Annotated in this window: 17 protein-coding genes; 8 read left to right on the forward strand and 9 right to left on the reverse strand. The window is 70.9% G+C overall.

Annotated features, from left to right (window positions below; translation table 11 throughout):
- Positions 1 to 69 precede the first annotated feature (69 nt).
- From ASE35_RS15910 to ASE35_RS15920, 3 genes are read right to left on the reverse strand one after another with little or no spacing between them, the layout of a single operon-like run.
- A complete protein-coding gene (locus ASE35_RS15910; protein WP_057164460.1) occupies positions 70 to 1,656 on the reverse strand; it encodes an aldehyde dehydrogenase family protein in 1,587 nt (528 codons plus the stop codon).
- 28 nt (positions 1,657 to 1,684) lie between these two features.
- The gene (locus ASE35_RS15915) at positions 1,685 to 2,590 is read right to left on the reverse strand and encodes a dihydrodipicolinate synthase family protein (protein ID WP_057164461.1); all 906 of its coding nucleotides are present in this window, start codon (positions 2,588 to 2,590) and stop codon (positions 1,685 to 1,687) included.
- A gap of 50 nt (positions 2,591 to 2,640) precedes the next feature.
- Positions 2,641 to 3,585 (reverse strand): proline racemase family protein, encoded by a 945-nt coding sequence (locus ASE35_RS15920; RefSeq protein ID WP_057164548.1) that lies wholly within the window; start codon positions 3,583 to 3,585, stop codon positions 2,641 to 2,643.
- A gap of 103 nt (positions 3,586 to 3,688) precedes the next feature.
- Here ASE35_RS15920 and ASE35_RS15925 point away from each other — a divergent pair, with 103 nt between their 5' ends.
- Positions 3,689 to 4,423 (forward strand): AraC family transcriptional regulator, encoded by a 735-nt coding sequence (locus tag ASE35_RS15925; RefSeq protein ID WP_056177510.1) that lies wholly within the window; start codon positions 3,689 to 3,691, stop codon positions 4,421 to 4,423.
- Here the strand turns inward: ASE35_RS15925 and ASE35_RS15930 are convergent.
- The gene (locus ASE35_RS15930) at positions 4,392 to 5,279 is read right to left on the reverse strand and encodes a sulfite exporter TauE/SafE family protein (RefSeq protein WP_082611318.1); all 888 of its coding nucleotides are present in this window, start codon (positions 5,277 to 5,279) and stop codon (positions 4,392 to 4,394) included. The two genes, ASE35_RS15925 and ASE35_RS15930, sit on opposite strands and share 32 nt — an antisense overlap.
- Before the next feature lie 186 nt (positions 5,280 to 5,465).
- Here ASE35_RS15930 and ASE35_RS15935 point away from each other — a divergent pair, with 186 nt between their 5' ends.
- Complete coding sequence (locus ASE35_RS15935; RefSeq protein ID WP_200957047.1) at positions 5,466 to 6,689, forward strand: FAD-binding oxidoreductase; 1,224 nt, start codon at positions 5,466 to 5,468, stop codon at positions 6,687 to 6,689.
- Positions 6,690 to 6,790: 101 nt separating this feature from the next.
- A complete protein-coding gene (gene aceK / locus ASE35_RS15940) occupies positions 6,791 to 8,521 on the forward strand; it encodes a bifunctional isocitrate dehydrogenase kinase/phosphatase (protein WP_057164464.1) in 1,731 nt (576 codons plus the stop codon).
- Between the two features lie 3 nt (positions 8,522 to 8,524).
- Here aceK and ASE35_RS15945 read toward each other — a convergent pair whose 3' ends face one another.
- From ASE35_RS15945 to ASE35_RS15955, 3 genes are all read right to left on the reverse strand, one after another.
- Positions 8,525 to 9,007: an RES family NAD+ phosphorylase gene (locus tag ASE35_RS15945; RefSeq protein WP_200943978.1), complete on the reverse strand. Its 483-nt coding sequence runs from the start codon at positions 9,005 to 9,007 to the stop codon at positions 8,525 to 8,527.
- Positions 9,008 to 9,045: 38 nt separating this feature from the next.
- The gene (locus ASE35_RS15950; RefSeq protein WP_091637461.1) at positions 9,046 to 9,417 is read right to left on the reverse strand and encodes a DUF2384 domain-containing protein; all 372 of its coding nucleotides are present in this window, start codon (positions 9,415 to 9,417) and stop codon (positions 9,046 to 9,048) included.
- A gap of 133 nt (positions 9,418 to 9,550) precedes the next feature.
- Positions 9,551 to 9,742 (reverse strand): hypothetical protein, encoded by a 192-nt coding sequence (locus ASE35_RS15955; protein WP_056177501.1) that lies wholly within the window; start codon positions 9,740 to 9,742, stop codon positions 9,551 to 9,553.
- Between the two features lie 127 nt (positions 9,743 to 9,869).
- On the opposite strand from ASE35_RS15955, the gene ASE35_RS15960 reads away from it, so the two are divergent.
- The 4 genes from ASE35_RS15960 to ASE35_RS15975 all read left to right on the forward strand — a co-directional run bounded on the left by ASE35_RS15960 (position 9,870) and on the right by ASE35_RS15975 (position 13,893).
- Positions 9,870 to 10,817 (forward strand): LysR substrate-binding domain-containing protein, encoded by a 948-nt coding sequence (locus ASE35_RS15960; RefSeq protein ID WP_057164465.1) that lies wholly within the window; start codon positions 9,870 to 9,872, stop codon positions 10,815 to 10,817.
- A 79-nt stretch (positions 10,818 to 10,896) separates the two neighbouring features.
- On the forward strand, positions 10,897 to 11,760 hold the full coding sequence (locus tag ASE35_RS15965) for a class I SAM-dependent methyltransferase (protein ID WP_057164466.1): 864 nt from the start codon (positions 10,897 to 10,899) through the stop codon (positions 11,758 to 11,760).
- Positions 11,761 to 11,929: 169 nt separating this feature from the next.
- Positions 11,930 to 13,240, forward strand: coding sequence for a hypothetical protein (locus ASE35_RS15970; RefSeq protein ID WP_157489514.1), 1,311 nt, complete (start codon positions 11,930 to 11,932; stop codon positions 13,238 to 13,240).
- A gap of 119 nt (positions 13,241 to 13,359) precedes the next feature.
- The gene (locus tag ASE35_RS15975; protein WP_057164468.1) at positions 13,360 to 13,893 is read left to right on the forward strand and encodes a pseudouridine synthase; all 534 of its coding nucleotides are present in this window, start codon (positions 13,360 to 13,362) and stop codon (positions 13,891 to 13,893) included.
- A gap of 283 nt (positions 13,894 to 14,176) precedes the next feature.
- Here ASE35_RS15975 and ASE35_RS15980 read toward each other — a convergent pair whose 3' ends face one another.
- Positions 14,177 to 15,130 (reverse strand): DMT family transporter, encoded by a 954-nt coding sequence (locus ASE35_RS15980; RefSeq protein ID WP_057164469.1) that lies wholly within the window; start codon positions 15,128 to 15,130, stop codon positions 14,177 to 14,179.
- Positions 15,131 to 15,499: 369 nt separating this feature from the next.
- Here ASE35_RS15980 and ASE35_RS15985 point away from each other — a divergent pair, with 369 nt between their 5' ends.
- Positions 15,500 to 16,591, forward strand: a complete 1,092-nt coding sequence (locus ASE35_RS15985) for a hybrid sensor histidine kinase/response regulator (RefSeq protein ID WP_057161794.1) — start codon at positions 15,500 to 15,502, stop codon at positions 16,589 to 16,591.
- A gap of 29 nt (positions 16,592 to 16,620) precedes the next feature.
- Here the strand turns inward: ASE35_RS15985 and ASE35_RS15990 are convergent, their stop codons facing one another.
- The gene (locus tag ASE35_RS15990) at positions 16,621 to 16,977 is read right to left on the reverse strand and encodes a hypothetical protein (protein ID WP_056177490.1); all 357 of its coding nucleotides are present in this window, start codon (positions 16,975 to 16,977) and stop codon (positions 16,621 to 16,623) included.
- Positions 16,978 to 17,015 lie beyond the last annotated feature (38 nt).

The raw sequence follows: 17,015 nt of genomic DNA on the forward strand, positions 1-17,015 counted from the left end.
TTCTGTCACTCGGCCAGTGGTTCGATGCGGGCCGAGCACGCCGACGCGCATCGATCCGACCCGGTCGCGTCAAACGCCCGAATCGAGGTTGGCGGTGGTCCAGACTCCGTCGATACAGCGTTGCACGCCGCCGGGGTTGACGTCACGCAGCTCGGGCGGCAGGCGGTCCTGGCGCACGTTGTCGTAGCTGTGCAATGCGGCATAGCGATGGATGGACGCGGGCATGCCGACCGAGGTGAAACCGGCGTGGCTGGTGCTGGGATAGGGCCCGCCGTGCTGCATGGCCGCACTCACGGCCACGCCGGTCGGCCACTTGTCGTCGATCAGACGGCCCACGCGCGGACGCAAGGCCGCGGCGATGCGCGTGCGCGTTTCCTCGTCGCTGCCGTCGGCGGCGCTGTGCAGGCTGCCGGTGAGATTGCCGTCGAAGGCGCGCGCGATCGCCACGGCCTGGTCGGCGTCGCGATAACGCAGCAGCAGCGACACCGGTCCGAAGGCTTCCTGCTGCAGGGCTTCGGCGGCGGCTAGGAAGTCCGCGCCGTCCACGCTCAGCAGGGTCGGCGCAAAACGCGCGCCGGGACCCGACGCCTGCGCCGCGCCGGCCACCACCTGCGCGCCGGCCGCGCGCAGCCGCGTCACCGCCAGCTCCAGCTGGCGCTGCACGCCGGAAGAGAACAGCACTGCGGGCGCCGCGGCGGCGAAGCGCGCGGCGGCAGCGGCGACGAAGGCGTCGCCGTCCTCGCCCTGCGGCAGCGCCACCACGCCGGGGTTGGTGCAGAACTGGCCGCTGCCCAGGGTGCAGGAGGCGTAGAACTCCTGCGCCAGCGTCTCGCCGCGTTCGCGCAGCGCGCCGGGCAGCAGGAACACCGGGTTGACGCTCGACATCTCGGCGTAGATCGGGATGCCCGCGCGGTCCGCCGCGGCCTTCAGCGCCAGACCGCCGCCGCGACTGCCGGTGAAACCGATCGCGCCCAGGCGGCGGTCGCCGGCCAGCTGCAGGCCGCGTTCGGGGTCGAGGTCGTACAGCAGCTGCACCGTCGCTTCCGGCAGGCCACTGGCGTGCACGGCCTCATGGGCGATGCGCGCGAGCACGCGGCTGGTGCCCGGATGCGAAGGATGGGCCTTGGCGATCACCGGATTGCGCGCGGCGATGGCCGAGGCGAAGTCGCTGCCGGCCACCGCGTTGAAGGCGAACGGGAAATTGTTGGGGCCGAACACCAGCACCGGCTTGTGCAGGGGCGCGTAGTGCGCGCGCAGGCCGGCCTGGGTATCGATGACCGGATGGGTCCAGGCGTAGGCGCGCACCGCCGCCGCGGCCTGGCGCAGTTGGCCGGTGGTGCGCGGCAGTTCGACCGCGGACAGGCGCGGCGCCAGCGGCAGCGCGGTTTCGGCATGCGCGATCGCGACCAGTTCGTCCGCGGCCGCCTCGATGCCGGCCGCGTAGCGTTCGAGAAAATCGGCGATGCGCGCGGGCGCGGTCGCCGCCAGTTCGTCGGCGACCGCGCTGGCCGCGGCCACGGCCGCCTCGATATCGCGCGGGCCCGAGCGCGGAAAGAGCTCGCCGATGGGCTCGCCGCTGGCCGGATCCAACGCGCGAAAGCCGCCGGCGTCGTCGCGGCTCTGCTGCCATTGGCCTGCGATCAGAATCGGTTGCATGCGCTGGTTCCTCGCGGGGTGGCCTGGATCAAAGCTTGGGGCGCGTAGCCAGGGCGTGCTCGATCACCGCCAGCGCCTCGGCGCGTTCGGCGCCCTCCACCACCATACGCGGCGCGCGCACGCGCTCGTCGCCCATGCCCACGCGCTGCTGCTGCAGTTTGATCAGCTGCACGAACTTGGGCACGGTGTCCATGCGCAGCAGCGGCAGCAACCAGGCGTAGAGCGCCATCGCCGCCGGCGCGCCGCCGGCGCGGGCCTGTTCGAACACGCGCACCGATTCGGCCGGGAAGGCGTTGACCACGCCGGCGATCCAGCCCACCGCGCCCATCGACACGCCTTCCACGATCGCATCGTCCATGCCGACCATGAGTTCCAGGCGGTCGCCCAGCAGGGCCTTGATCGCGGCGAAGCGGCGGATGTCGCAGGAGGATTCCTTGACCGCTTGCAGGTTCGGATAGGCGGCGGCGAGCTCGGCGATGCGCTCGGGCACGAAGTCGGTCTTGTAGGCGACCGGGTTGTTGTACAGCAGCACCGGCAGGTCGGTGGCCTCGAGGATGGCGCGCATGTGCGTGCCCATCTCGCGCCAGTCGGTGGAATAGACGTAGGGCGGCAGCGCCATCAGGCCGCGCGCGCCCAGACGCTCGGCGGCCTGGGCCAGGCGCACGGCCTCGGCGGTGGACAGGGCGGCGATGCCGGGGATCACCGGCGCGCGATCGCCCAGTGCCGCGACCAGGGTTTCGATGATCGCCAGCTTCTCCTCGAACGACAGCGTCGCGCCCTCGCCCAGCGAACCCAGCGGCACGATGCCCGTGCAGCCGGCGTCGATGAGCTGGTTGGCGTGGCGGGCGAGGAAAGCATGGTCGACCGAGCCGTCGGCGGCGAACGGCGTGGTGATGGCGGGCACGACGCCGCGCCAGAAGCTTGCGTTGCTCATGTAGGGATCCTGTTCGATACGGTGTTGAAAGGGTTCGCGGCGCGCGGCGTCTACTCGGGACGCACGCCCCAGGCGAAGGGATCGTCGTCCTCGACCAGCAGCCGGCCCTGCGCCATCAGATGCGCGCGGCCGCTGATGCGCGGACGGATGCGGCCATCGGCGGCATGTTCGTAGCTGCCTTCGAACACGCTGCCCAGCACGCTCTCCATGCGCGTGACCGCACCGGGCGCGAGCGCGCCGTCGGCGGCCAGGCAGGCCAGCTTGGCCGAGAAGCCGGTGCCGCAGGGCGAGCGGTCGTAGGCCAGGCCCGGGCACAGCACGAAGTTGCGCGCATCCACGCCGGGCGTGGTGGCCGCGCCGTTGAGTTCGATGTGGTCGATTTCGGCGCCGCCCGCGCCACGCACGCCGGCGGCTTCCAGCGCGTGCCGGATCGCCTCGGTGTAGGCGGTCAGCGCGCGCCAATGCGCGACCGCCAGTGGGATCGTGCCGTCGCGGGTGATGTAGAACCAGTTGCCGCCCCAGGCCACGTCGCCGCGCACGCGGCCGTAGCCGGGCACGTCCAGCACCACGTCCTGGGCGTGGCGATAGCTTTCGACGTTGTCGATGGAGACCAGACCGTCGGTGTGCAGCTGCGCCACCACCGTGCCCACCGGCGTGTCGATCGCATGCCGACCCGGGCCGATCCGGCCCAAGTGCGCGAGCGTGCGCACCAGGCCGATGGTGCCGTGGCCGCACATGCCCAGGGTGCCAACGTTGTTGAAGAAGATCGTCGAGGCCACCGAGAACACGTGCTGCGGCGGCAGCAGCAAGGCGCCGACCATGGCGTCGGAGCCGCGCGGCTCGCAGGCGATCGCGCTGCGCCAGCGGTCGTGGCGGGCGGCGAAGGCCGCGCGCTGCTCGGCCAGATCGCCGGTGCCCAGATCGGGCATGCCGGACAGCACCACCCGCGTGGGCTCGCCGCCGGTGTGGCTGTCGATGTAGTCGATGCTGCGCATGATCGCCATGGTCCGGCCGAGGGCGCATGCGGGTCTAGCGGGCTTGCGCCACGGCGGATGCGGAAATCGGCACAAAGTTTCGCGCGCGCCGCATAATCGGACGATGCCTTCCGCGCCGCTGCCGCTGGTGGACCCGGACCTCCTGCAGGAGTTGTTCGATCGTCTGCCCGACGTGGTGTTCTTCATCAAGGACCGCCAGGGCCGCTACACCCACGCCAATCAGACCCTGGTCCAGCGCCTGGGCCTGGGCGGGCGCGAGGCGGTGATCGGCCGCGGCGCGAGCGAGTTGTTTCCGGCGCGCCTGGGCGACAGCTACTCCGCGCAGGACCGGCGCGTGCTGGCCGGCGGGCGCATCGACGACCAGCTGGAAATGCACATGTTCCAGAACCGCGCCGCGGGCTGGTGCCTGACCAGCAAGCAGCCGCTATGGCACGAAGGCCAGGTGTTGGGCCTGATCGGCATCTCGCGCGACCTCGCCCAGCCCGACGGCCGTCATCCCGGCTACGCGCGCCTGCGCCGCGTGCTCGACCACATGGAAGCGCATTACGGCGAACCCGTGCGCATGCAGGCCCTGGCGGAATTGGCGGGCCTGTCGTTGTCGCAACTGGAACGCCAGTTCCGGCGCGTGTTCCAGCTCGCGCCGCAGCAATGGCTCACGCGCCTGCGCATCGAAGCGGCGATGCAGCGCCTGCACGGCGAGGACACCATCGCGGCGATCGGCCACCAGTGCGGCTTCACCGATCAAAGCGCCTTCAGCCGCCAGTTCAAGGCCAGCGTCGGCCTGACCCCGCGCGACTATCGCCGGCTCAAGCCCGCGCCGCCTTGCGCGCGGACATGAGCATCTGCGCGGCCGCGTACAGCACCACCACCACCACCAGCCAGCGTAGCCATTCCAGCGGCAGCGACTTGACCGCGAACGCGGCGATCAGCACGCCCGGAATGCCGCCCACCGCCAGGCCCAGCGCCGCGCGCAGGTCGTAGCGGCCCGAGCGCACGAAGGCGCCGCCGCCGACCGGCATCAGGAAAGCGCAGGCGCCCATCATGATCGGGAACGCGGCGATCGGATTCATGCCCAGCAGCGCGACCAGGATCAGGCAGGGCGCGTACAGGCCGATGCCCAGCATCATCAGCGCGCCCAGCAACAGGCTCACCGCGATCGCGAACACGAGCTTGCCGCCTTCCAATCCCAGCGCGACGCCGCCGCCGGGCAGCCAATCCAGGTTTGCGGCCAGGAACAGCCCGGCCGCGATCAGCAGGGCCACGCCCATGCCGATCTGGATCGCGCGCCGCGGCAGGCGCGCGACCACGCGCACACCCAGCCAGGCGCCGACCACGGCCGCGCCGATCATGCCCAGCAGGGTGGTCAGGTCGACTTCCACCACCGCGATGAAGATCAGCGCCTGGACCACGGTCGGCAGCGCGTTGCCGACGTTCAAGGTGCCGGGAATGCGGTCGTCGTCGACGCGGCCGCGCAGTTTGAAGATCGCGGTGGTGGTGGCGAAGGAACCGATGCCGAGGGTGTCGAAGAAGTTGGCGACGAAGCCGGTCGCCAGATCGCGCGCATCCGGCCGACGCGGCGCGTCCGTCGGCACGCGGCGCGCGCGTTCGATCATCCACCAGCGCCCGACATAGCCCAGGGCCAGCAGCGTCAGTGCCGACAGCAAAAGGATGGTGCCGTCCCGGATGGGATCCATCGACCGACTCCTGCGCAGCGCACGCGGACACGTGCCGAGGCATGTTCGGTGCGCGCCGGCGCGCGCGGCTTGTCTGGCTTCCGCGCCCGGCGTGCGGATATTTGCGTAGTCGCCCGCCGCGGCCGCGCCTAGCATCGAGGCTCCTCGTCCGCCCGGGCCGCGCGCTTGAGCCGAACTTCGTCTTCCGTGCTCGTGATCGGCGCCGGCGTGATCGGCCATGCCTGCGCATTGGCCCTGCAGCAACGCGGCTGGCGCACGCTCCTGACCGATCCCGATCGCGAGGGCGCGGCCGCGTCCTGGGGCAACGCCGGGCATATCGCCACCGAACAGGCGCAGCCGCTGGCCTCGCCCGCGACCCTGCGCTCGGCGCCGCGGCGGCTGTACGCCTTCGGCGGGCCGCTGGCGCTGCGCGATCCGCTCAGCATCGCGCCCTGGGTCTGGCGCTATCTGCGCGCCTGCACGCCCGTCTCCTACGAACGCGGCCGGCTGGCCTTGCGCGGCCTGCTCGCGCAAGCGCTGCCGGCCTGGCAAAGACTCGCGCAGACCCTGGAGCAGCCGGACTTGCTGCGCGAAACCGGGCATTGGGTCTGCTGGGAGTCCGCACGCAGCGCGCAGCAGGGCCGCGCGAGCTGGGAGCACAGCGATATCGGCGACACCCGTTTCGATGCCTTGATCGCGCGCGACCTCGACGCTCTGCGTACGTCGCTGCGCGCGCCGATCGAAGCCGGCATCGCGTTTTCCGGCACCGCCCAGATCGCCGACCCGCGCCGCTTGGCCGCGGCGTTGCACGACCGTTACCACGCCATGGGCGGCGAGCGCCGCTACGACCGCATCGAGGCCTTGAGCTTCGACGACGACGGCGTGCTCGCGCGCACCGGCGACGGCGCGGAACTGCGCGCCGAGCGCGTGCTGGTCTGCGCCGGCGCGCGTTCGCGCGCCCTGATGGCCTCGGTCGGCATCGATGCGCCGCTGGTGGCCGAGCGCGGCTATCACCTGCAGTGGGCGGACCACGACTGGCCGGATCGGCCGCCGGTGGTGTTCGAGGACCGCTCGATGATCGTGACCCGTTTCGACGGCGGCCTGCGCGCCGCCGGTTTCGTCGAATACGCATGCGTGGACTCGCCGCCCGACCCTGGCAAGTGGCGGCGCCTGCGCCGGCACGTCGCCGAACTCGGCCTGCCGGTACGCGGCGAGCCCAGCGAATGGTTCGGCGCGCGCCCCACCCTGCCCGACTACTTGCCGGCGATGGGGCGCAGCGCGCGTCACCCGCGCCTGCACTACGCCTTCGGCCACCAGCACCTGGGGCTGACCCTGGCCGCGATCAGCGGCGAACTCGTAGCCCGGGCGATGAGCGAGGCCGAGGCACCGCCCGAACTGGCGGCCTTCGATCTGGCCCGCTTCGGCGGCTGAAGCCGGCGCGATTCAAGACGGTAAGGTTTGCGCCCGCAGGATTTCCGAATCGCACGCGCGGATGCGCGCGCCGCCGCCCGGGTGAGCCGTACACTGGCCGCATGCCCATCGATCCCGTCGCCCTGGTCGAAGCCGACGCCGTCGCCGCGCAGATCCGCGAGGCCTTCGCCGATTACCACGCGCGCTTCGCCGCGATCACCCGGCGCGCCAAGGGCCGTTTCGAAACCTGCGACTGGAACGGCGCGCGCGACGACGCGGTCGAGCGCATCGCCCTGTACGACCGCTGCGTGGCCGAGGCCAGCGACGCGCTGGACGCGCGCCTGGGCGCGCAGGCCCACGACCGCGCGCTGTGGTCGGCGGTGCACGCGCGCTATGCCGAACAGATCGAGCCGCTGCTGGATCGCGAGCTCTACAAGACCTTCTTCAACACCCTGACCCGGCGCTTCTTCAAGACTCGCGGCGTGGACGCGGCGATCGAGTTCGTGGCCCTGGACATCGAGCCCACCGACGCCATCACCCACCCGGTCGCGCGCCACAGCTACGCGGTGTCGGAGGACCGGCTCACCGAAACCCTGATGCGGGTGCTGGACGACTATCCGTTCGCGGTGCCCTACGCGCACCGCACACGCTGCGCGGCCGGGATCGCGGTGCGCCTGCAGGACGATCTGCACCATTGGGGCCCCAGTCCCGTGCGCGCGATCGAGCTGCTGGACGCGGTGTTCTATCGCGAGCGCCGCGCCTACCTGATCGGGCGCGTGTTCGGCGAACGCGCGTTCTCGCCCTGCGTGATCGCCCTGGTCAACGATGGCGGCGCCCTGCGCGTGGACGCGGTGCTGACCTTGCGCGCCGACGTGGTCCAGTTGTTCAGCTACTCGCGCAGCTATTTCCACGCCGACCTCACCACGGTCGGCGACGCGGTGGTGTTCCTGCGCACCTTGCTGCCGGGCAAGCCGATCGACGAGCTTTACACCGTGCTCGGCCGCGCCAAGCAGGGCAAGACCGAACGCTACCGCACCTTCTTTCGCCAGTTCGCGGCCCAGGCCGGCGAACGCCTGGTGCGCGCCGACGGCGAGCGCGGCATGGTGATGGCGGTGTTCACCCTGCCCAGCTATGCGCTGGTGTTCAAACTGATCCGCGACCGCTTCGCCTATCCGAAGGACATCGCGCGCACCGAAGTCGAGGCCAAGTACGCGCTGGTGTTCCACCACGACCGCGTCGGCCGCCTGGTCGATGCGCAGCCGTTCCGCTTCCTGCGCTTTCCGCGCGCGCGCTTCGCGCCGGACCTGCTGGAGGAACTGCTGAGCACCTGCGCCGGCAGCATCACCCAGGACGGCGATGATCTGGTGTTGCACCTGTGCTACGTCGAACGCCGGCTGCGGCCCTTGAACCTGTATCTGCGCGAGCAACCGCTGGAGGCCGCGCGCGCCGCCGCGATCGACTACGGCCAGGCGATCAAGGACCTGGCCCTGGCTAACATCTTCCCCGGCGACTTGCTGCTGAAGAACTTCGGCGTCTCACGCCACGGCCGCGCGGTGTTCTACGACTACGACGAGCTGTGCCTGGTCACCGATTGCCGCTTCCGCGCGGTGCCCGAGGCGCGCAATCACGAAGACGAGATGGAATCGGGGGCCTGGTTCTACGCGGCCGGCAACGACGTGTTCCCCGAGCAGTTCCCGCGCTTCCTCGGCCTGGCGCCGCCCCTGCTGGGCGCGCTGCTGCACGCGCACCCCGAGATCTTCCAGGTCGCCTGGTGGCAACAGGTGCAGGCCGCGCTGGTCGCCGGCCGCTACACCGACGTGGCGCCGTATCCGTTGGACCGGCGCCTGCCCTAGCGCTCAGCGCCAGCTGGACGGATCGATCGGCAGGTCCATGCGCGGGTCGTGCACCAGCAGGCGGTCGTCGGCGCCGAGCAGGTCGGGATACACCACCAGGTTCAGGCCGCCGATGCGGCGGGTGGACGGGAACACGATCGCGGCCAGGCCGGCGGCGCGCACGTCGTCGGCGATCACCCAACTCGGCGGTTCGATCCCGTCCAGGAAGGCCAGGCGCTTCCAGTTGCAGGACAGCTCCTGCCACAGCGGCGCCCACTGCGCGGGGTCGTAGCCGGCGCGGAAATCGGCCACGCGCGCGATGCTGACGCGGTAGGCGACCAGGGTGCCGGGGCGCACCAGCGGATCGTCCTGGCGGAATTCCTCGATCGCGGTGTCCGGCTCCAGCGCCAGATACAGCGCGTCGATGCCGGGGCGGTTGAGGCGGCCGCCGGCCACGGCCGCGCCGGCGCCGCTGAGCGGCTGGAACGACCAGCGCGGGGTGTGCATGCGATACGCCGGGAGCTCCGGCCCCAGCCCCGCGAGGATCATCCGGTGGCGCCGCCTTCCAGCGTCGCCAGGTAGCGGATCACGGCTTCGGACTTGCCGTCGCGCACCAGATCGGCCGCGGTCTGGTAACCGAACTCGGCGATCGGGTGGTTGATGAACCAGAACAGGGTGCGCTCGCGGTCGTCGTTCACGCGGTAGGCCGCGGCCAGCACTTTGACGATGTCGCGCAAGGCGCCTTGCAGCTGCGCCGACTCCGGATTGCCGGTGACGGTATTGCGGTGCACGCGCGCCAGCCCGGCCAGGTCGCTCACGCCCATGTGCAGGGCCTGGGCCATGCGCACCGGCGACAGGGTCGGGCGCGAGGGCTCGCGTAGGGTTTCGAGGAAGGTGTCGAAGGCGGCGGCGGACACGGCGGGCTCCTGCTCGGTTTGAGCCCATAGTACGCCTAAATATTGCACAAGCAAGGCCCGCGCGACTCCCACAAAGCGAAGGCCCGGACGGGCCGGGCCTTCTAGGGGAGGGCGCGCAGGCGGCCCGTCGCTATCAGCAGCACGCGCCGATCGCGCCTGGGACGCCGCAGCTGGCGGCGGCCTGGGGGACGCCGGCCAGGATCGGCTTGGGAACCACCGCCTTGGTGTCGGCGGCCGGCACGGCCTCGGGCGGGTCGAAGAAGCGGTGATCGGTCAGGTACCCCTGCATGAACAGCAGGTCCTTGTAGATGCTCAAGACGCTCATGACGTGCTCCTGGCGGGACGGGCGCCGGTCCGGAATGGACTGGCTAGTTGAGTAGGGTGCAAGTTACGCTTAGGCTAGGCCTTGAAAAAGCGATCATTCTACAAGTCAGCCTTGAGCAGGATTCAAGATGGGCCGCCCTCCTCTGCACGCCCTGCTGGGCTTCGCCGCGGCCGCCCGCAGCGGCAACCTGACCCGCGCCGCGGGCTCGATGCACCTCACCGTGAGTGCCTTGAGCCACCAGATCCGTGCACTTGAGGAGCGCCTGGGCCGGCGCCTGTTCGATCGCGGTCCGCGCGGGGTCAAGCTGACCGCCGACGGCGAGCGCCTGATGAACCGGATCGCGCCGCACCTGGAGGCGCTGGACCACGCCCTGCGCCCCTACGCGCCCTGCCGCGACGACGTGCTCACCCTGAGCCTGATGGCCTCGATGGCCTCGGCCTGGCTGGTGCCGCGGCTGGGCGATTTCCTGGCCCTGCATCCGCAGCTGGAGCTCAACCTGCAGTCCAGCACGCGCCTGGTCGATTTCGAGCGCGAGACCAATGTCGACGCCGCCCTGCGCGGCGGCTACGGCGGCTGGCCGGGCGTGGTGATCGAGCACCTGTTCGACGAGACCCTGACCCCGGTGGCCAGCCCCAAGCTGGTCGAACGCATGGGCGGGCTGCCGGCGCTGGAGGATCTGCAGCGCTGGCCGCTGCTGGGCGATCCGGCCGATCACTGGCGCGACTGGTTCGAGCACTACGGCGGCCGCGAACCCAACCGCTACGTCGCCCATTTCGACGATTCCGAGACCATGCACCGCGCCGCCGTCGAAGGCATGGGCGTGGCGCTGGCACGCATGGCGCGCACGCGCCTGCTGATCGAGAACGGCCAGCTGGTGTCGCTGCGCCCAGAACGCCTGCGCACCGACTACGCCCATTACCTGGTCTACCCGCAGCGCTCGGCCGATCACGCCGGCCTGCTCGCGTTCCGCGGCTGGGTGCACGAACAGGCCCAGGCCTATGTGCAGCGCATGCACGAGACCCTGCCCAGCGACGAAGCGCTGACGCGACCGGTGCGCAAGCACTCGCAGACCTGAGCGGGTCCGGGACCACCGGCACTGGCCGCTAACGCGGCAGCGGTTAGGCTGATCGCCCTTTCCGCTCCGAGGCCGACGCATGACCGCACTCTCCCTGCACCGTCCCTTGCTGGTCGCCGTGATCGCCGCCGCGCTCGGCCTGGGCGCCGCGTCGGTCGAAGCCAAGCCACCCGCCGCGAAAGCCGCCGCGGCCACGAAAGCCGCCAGCTTCGAGCGCGTGCTCGCCGGCGACTGGCGCAACGAAAAGAACCGCGCCCGCGACGTCTACCGCCACCCGGCCCAGACTCTGAGCTTCTTCGGCGTGAAGCCGGGCCAGACCGTCATCGAAATCACCCCCGGCGGCGGCTGGTACAGCGAAGTGCTGGCGCCCTACCTCAAGGACGACGGCCAGTACGTGGCCGCGGTGTGGGACGACGCGATTCCGGACCAGCCCAAGTACCGCTACAGCCTCAACACCGCGCTGCGCGCCAAGTTCGCCGACAGCCCCGCAATCTACGGCAAGCCCGACGTGCGCGTGTTCGATCCCAAGGCGCCGAATTTCGGCCCGGCCGGCGGCGCCGACGTGGTGCTGACCTTCCGCAACGCCCATAACTGGGTCTCCGACGGCAACGCGCCGGCCTACTTCAAGGCCTTCTACGATGCGCTCAAGCCCGGCGGCGTGCTCGGCGTGGTCGATCACCGCGCCAAGCCCGGCACCGATCTGGAAGCGATGAAGAAGTCCGGCTACCTCACCGAAGCGCTGGTGATCGAACTGGCCCAGGGCGCCGGCTTCGTGCTCGACGAGAAGAGCGAGGTCAACGCCAATCCCAAGGACACCGCCGACCATCCCAAGGGCGTGTGGACCCTGCCGCCCAGCAACCAGCACGACGCCGCCGACGACGCCAAGTACAAAGCGATCGGCGAAAGCGACCGCATGACCCTGCGCTTCAAGAAGCCGGGCTGAGGACGACCGCGCAGCGCGCGCTTGCGGCCAAGCCGCGGGCGCGCGCTGCGTGCGCAGGTCGCAACGCAATCGCGTTCCAGTACAGTGCATGCGAAAGGACGTTGGGGACGGTGGGATGGCTGGACGAACTACGACGCGGCTCCTGTTCGCGGGGCTGAGCGTCGCATTGATGCTCGCAGTCGCCGTTGCCTTGCTGATACTGATGCCCAACCTGCGCAGCGCCGACTACTGGCGCTCGCTGCGCGACGCGGCCCTGGGCGCGCCGGCACCGCCTCCGGCGCCCGAGCCGGAGCTCACCGCCGAAGTCCCCGCGACCGACACCGCCGCGGTCGCGGCCGTCGAAGCGGTACCGGGCGCGGAAAACAACGCGGTCGCAGCGACCGAGCCCGACACCAGTTCGCTGGACGTGTTGCCGGGCCCGTATCGGAATCTGGCCGCCGCCGCGTTGCCGTACGCGCTGCAGCCCGACGTCCGCTACGAAGGCCGTCTCGATACGCAAGATCTGCCGCCCGACGTGCTGCCGTCCTCGGTGGAGGAAGCGCTGGAGCACAGCGTGGACTCGGCCTCGGACGAGGAAAGCCAGGCCGTAGCGGCCGTGGAAATGGAGCGTGCGATCCGCCAACGCGGCAAGGCCGGCGCCGACGTCTGCGCCAGCGCGGACCTGCAGGCCGGACAGCGCGCGCTGATGCGCCGGCGCGAGTTCGTGCTGCCGTGGGTGCGCAGCGGCGACCTGGTGATGATCCAGGGCGACTTCCCGGGCAACGCGTTCCAGCGCGCGAAACTCGCCGGCGGCAGGCCCTTGGGGGCCAAGCCGGAGGTGTCGATGGCGGTGCACGGCCCGAGCTTCGAGTACTTCCGCGCCAGCCTCAACAACGAGCGCGGCGCGCAGGCCGACGACAAGGAACAGCTGGCGCTGGTGTTCAAGGCCGAGAAAGACGGCGCCTACCGGCTCATCGTCAAGGTCGACGATTGCACGACGGCCAGCTCGATTGCCTACGCGCTGCAAGTGCGGCGCCGCGGCGCGCGCACCCAGAGCGCGGCCGAGGCCACGCCGGCGACGACGCGCACGCAGGCAGTGCCGGCAAGCAGCCTGCCCCTGGTCGAGATCGGCGACACCTATCAGGGCCGCCTGCGTCCCGCGCGGCCGCTCAAAGGCGCTTATTCGCCGTCCACCCTGTACTCGACGCTGTTCCAGGACATGCGCATCGGGCCGCTGGTCAAGGGCAAGCGCTATCTGATCGAGGTCGCCAGCCCGGACGTCGATCCGGCGCTGCAGCTGTTCCAGCGCGGCCCACTGGTCGGCGACACCTCGCCGCGCCAGGTCACCGACGGCGGCGCGCACGGCAACGCGATGCTGGTCTACCAGCCCACGCTGGACGGCCCGCACATCCTGCGCGTGCTCGGCACCGATCCGCGCGATATCGAACGCGAGCACGCGAGCTTCGGCTACCAGGTGCGCGTGAGCGAATGGACGCAATGAGCGCGGCTGCGATGAGCTCGGGCCCGATCCCGCGCCGCTAGGCGGGGACCGAGTGTCGGACGCCGCCGCCTGCACCGTCGGTGTTTGGCGGCAGGCGCGGCCTCGGCGATCATGCGCGCATGCTGATCGCGTTCAACAAGCCTTACGGGGTGCTCTGCCAGTTCACCGACCGCAGCCAGCCGCCGCGGCCGACCCTGGCCGGCTTCGGTTTGCCGCCGGAGGTATACGCGGCCGGGCGGCTCGATCACGACAGCGAAGGCCTGCTGCTGCTCACCGACGACGGCGGCCTCGCGCATCGGCTCACCGATCCGCGTCATAAGCAGAGCAAGACTTATTGGGTGCAGGTCGAGGGCGATCCTTCCGAGGCGCAGCTGCGCGCGCTGCGCGAGGGCGTGGACCTCAACGACGGCCGCACCCGCCCCGCTCAAGCGACACGCATCGACACGCCGACGCTGTGGCCGCGCGATCCGCCGGTGCGCTTTCGCAAGACCGTGCCGGATGCGTGGCTGGCGTTGACCATCGGCGAAGGCCGCAATCGCCAGGTGCGGCGCATGACCGCGGCGGTGGGGCTGCCGACCTTGCGCTTGGTGCGGGTGGCGATCGCCGAGCATCGCCTGGACGGGTTGGCGCCGGGGGCGTGGCGGGAGCTCTAGCGCGATCGAAGCTCGCCGCCATTCGGGGTGTCGCGATCGCGGCTTACGCCGCTCCCACAGAAAGCGTGTCGCTTGCGCGGTGTCTGTGGTGGCGCGGTCGCGGCTTGCGCCGCTCCTACAGGGGGTATGGGGCTTGCGCGATGTCTGTGGTGGCGCGGTCGCGGCTTACGCCGCTCCTACCCCAAAGCGGCGACGCGCTTTCTGTGGGAGCGGCGTAAGCCGCGATTCGCGCTGACGGTGCGGCGATGTCGCCACCGAAGCGCGCGTCGCTACCGCGTGCCCCTCACTCCCGCTCCGCCATCGGCGGCGCCACCGGCACCGAGTTCGCGCCCGGCCGGGTCAGGATCAACACCCCGCCCAAGACCACCGCGGTGCCGACGATCTGCACCGGCGTGATCGCCTCGCCCAGCACCCAGCCGCCCAGGAACACCAGCGACACCGGACCCAGCACCGACAGCTGCGCCGCCGTGCCCGCGCCCAGGCGCGCGACCGCGGCCATGGTGAAGGTCACCGGCAGGAAGGTGCAAAACAGCGCGTTCGCCGCGGCCAGGCCGTAGACCTGCCAGGGCAGCTGCAGCAGATGCGCGGGATCGCGCGCGATCAGGTAGTGGATCAGGGTGGCCGCGGTCGACACCACCATCGCGTAGGCGACCAGGCGCAGCGAGCCCACACGCTGGATCAGCTGCCCCGACATCGCCAGGTACAGCGCGTAGCAGAACGCCGCCATCAGCACGAGCGCGCTGCCCAGCAGCACGTGATCGCCTTCCACGCGCAGGTTCTCGACCATCACCAGGGCCACGCCGGCATAGCTGACCGCCATCGCGATCCATTCCTTGCGCGCGACCTTGCGGCCGAATGCGAACACGCCCATCAGCAGCACGAAGGTCGGATTGAGGAACAGGATCAGGCGTTCCAGCGAGACCGGCACGTACTCCAGGCCCCAGAAGTCGAGCAGGCTGGACAGGTAGTAGCCGAGCACGCCCAGCACCACGATCATCCCCAGATCGCGTCGGCTCAAGCCGTCGCCGCGGGTGCGGGCGCGGCGGGTCTCGCGCAGGCCCAGCAGGACGAACAAGGGCAGCGACAGCGACATCCGCAGCGCCATCACGTCCAAGGCGTCGATGCCGTAGCGGTACTGCAGCTTGGCCAGGATCGCCTTGGCCGAAAACAGGATCGCGCCGGCCGCGGCCAGGCTCAGGCCGAGGCGCCGCGCGGCGGGGTCGTGGGTGGGGGTCACGGCGGGTTCGCGAAGACGGAGCCCGGCCATGATAGCCGCCGCGCTGGGGCCGGCCGGGGCGGCCGCCGCGGAGCCGGCGAACCCGGACGGCGGCGGCTGGAAATCGATGCGCCGACGGCGCCCGCCGGACCCGCCCGCAGCGCCCCCCACGGCGACGTTGCGAACGCCGGTGAATGGTTCAGACTGTCCCCGGAAACGCGCCGCTACGCCGCGAAATATTCTGTTAAGTTGCCACCATAAATGCGCATAGACGACGTGTCAGAGGCGCGGCAGGACTCGCCGCAAAGCTCGCCGGTTCCGGACCGCGATGCCCACCTCTTGCCGGACCTGGCGCCAGCCACACAGGCCTTGGGGAGCGACACCGGACGTATGACCATCGCCACGACGTCCATGGGCCGGATTCTGGTGGTCGACGACCAGGCCGCCAATCTGCGCGTGGTCGGCACCCTGCTGCAGCGCCAGGGCTACGAAGTGATTCCGGCCTCCAGCGGCGACGAAGCGCTCGCGCGTTACGCCGAATCCGAACCCGATCTGATCCTGCTCGACGTGATGATGCCGGGCATGGACGGGTTCGAGGTCATGCAGGCGCTGCGTGCGCAGGCGCCGTTGAAGGTGCCGGTGGTGTTCGTGACCGCGGCCCACGACCGCGACCTGCTGCTGCGCGCCTTCGACGCCGGCGTGGTCGACTACGTCACCAAGCCCTTCCTGCCCGAGGAACTGCTGGCGCGGGTCAACGCCCACGTCGGCCTCAAGCTGACCCGCGACCGCCTGGAACGGGTCGCGCGCGAGCGCGAGGAGCTGGTCAACCTGGTCGCGCACGACCTCAAGAATCCGCTCACCAGCGTGTTGTTCGCCAGCGACCTGCTGCGCAGCGGCGGCTGCAAGCCCGAGCGCGTGCCGCGCTACCTGCAGATGATCCACGAGAGCGCGGACGATGCCCTGGGCTACATCCGTCACTACCTGGAAAGCAGCAGCGCCGGCAAGCGCGCGGCCAGCGGCGACGAGCGCGCCGACCTGGGCCAGACCCTGGAATGGCTGGTGCACCGCTACGAGATGCAGTTGGACGCGCGCGGCATCCGCATCGAGGTGGCGCCGCCGCCGGGCACGGCCGAGGTCGCGATCGACCCGCGCGTGCTGCGTCAGGTCAGCGAAAACCTGGTCACCAACGCCATGAAGTACGCGCCCGGCAGCGAGTTGCTGCTGGCCGCGCGTCCGGGCGCGCCGGGGTTCTGGCAGTTGATCGTGGCCGACCGCGGCCCCGGCATCGCGCCCGGGCGTCAGCGCGAACTGTTCAAGCCGTTCGTGCGCCTGCACGAGGACAGCGTCGACGACGGCCTGTCCAGCGGGCTGGGTTTGTCGCTGGCGCGCCAGATCGTGGCCAACTTCGGCGGCCAGCTCTGGTACGAGGACCGCCGCCAGGGCGGCGCGCGTTTCGTGGTGGAGCTGCCCGAGGCGCCGTAGCGGCGGCCTCGGGCGATCCGGACCGGGCCTTACTCGCTGGCGGTGCCTTCGTCGGTCGTCCGAGCGCGGCGGCGGCGGGTGCTGCCGTCGGCGCGGCGCGCGTCGATGCGCTTGGCGCTGCCTTCGATCGGCGCGTCGGCGCGGTTCTGCTTGGCGCGATGGCGGGCGGCCAGCCACAGCAGGCCGGCGCCGGCCACCGCGGCCACCGCGATCGCCGGGTTGCGGCGCACGAAACCGCCGGCCACGCGCGCGCCGGTCTTGACCGCGCCCAGCACGACGCCCGCTTCGAGCAGCTTGCCGGCACTGCCGGGGACCTGTTTGAGACTCTCGCCGACCGTGGCGACGAGTTCCATGGCGCGTTCGGGCAGCGTATTGAGCTTGCTCATCGGATCCGATCCTGGGGCTGGAATGCGAGCGCCAGTCT

Origin of the sequence: Lysobacter sp. Root916 (genome assembly GCF_001429785.1) — a bacterium.
Taxonomy (GTDB): Bacteria; Pseudomonadota; Gammaproteobacteria; order Xanthomonadales; family Xanthomonadaceae; genus Lysobacter.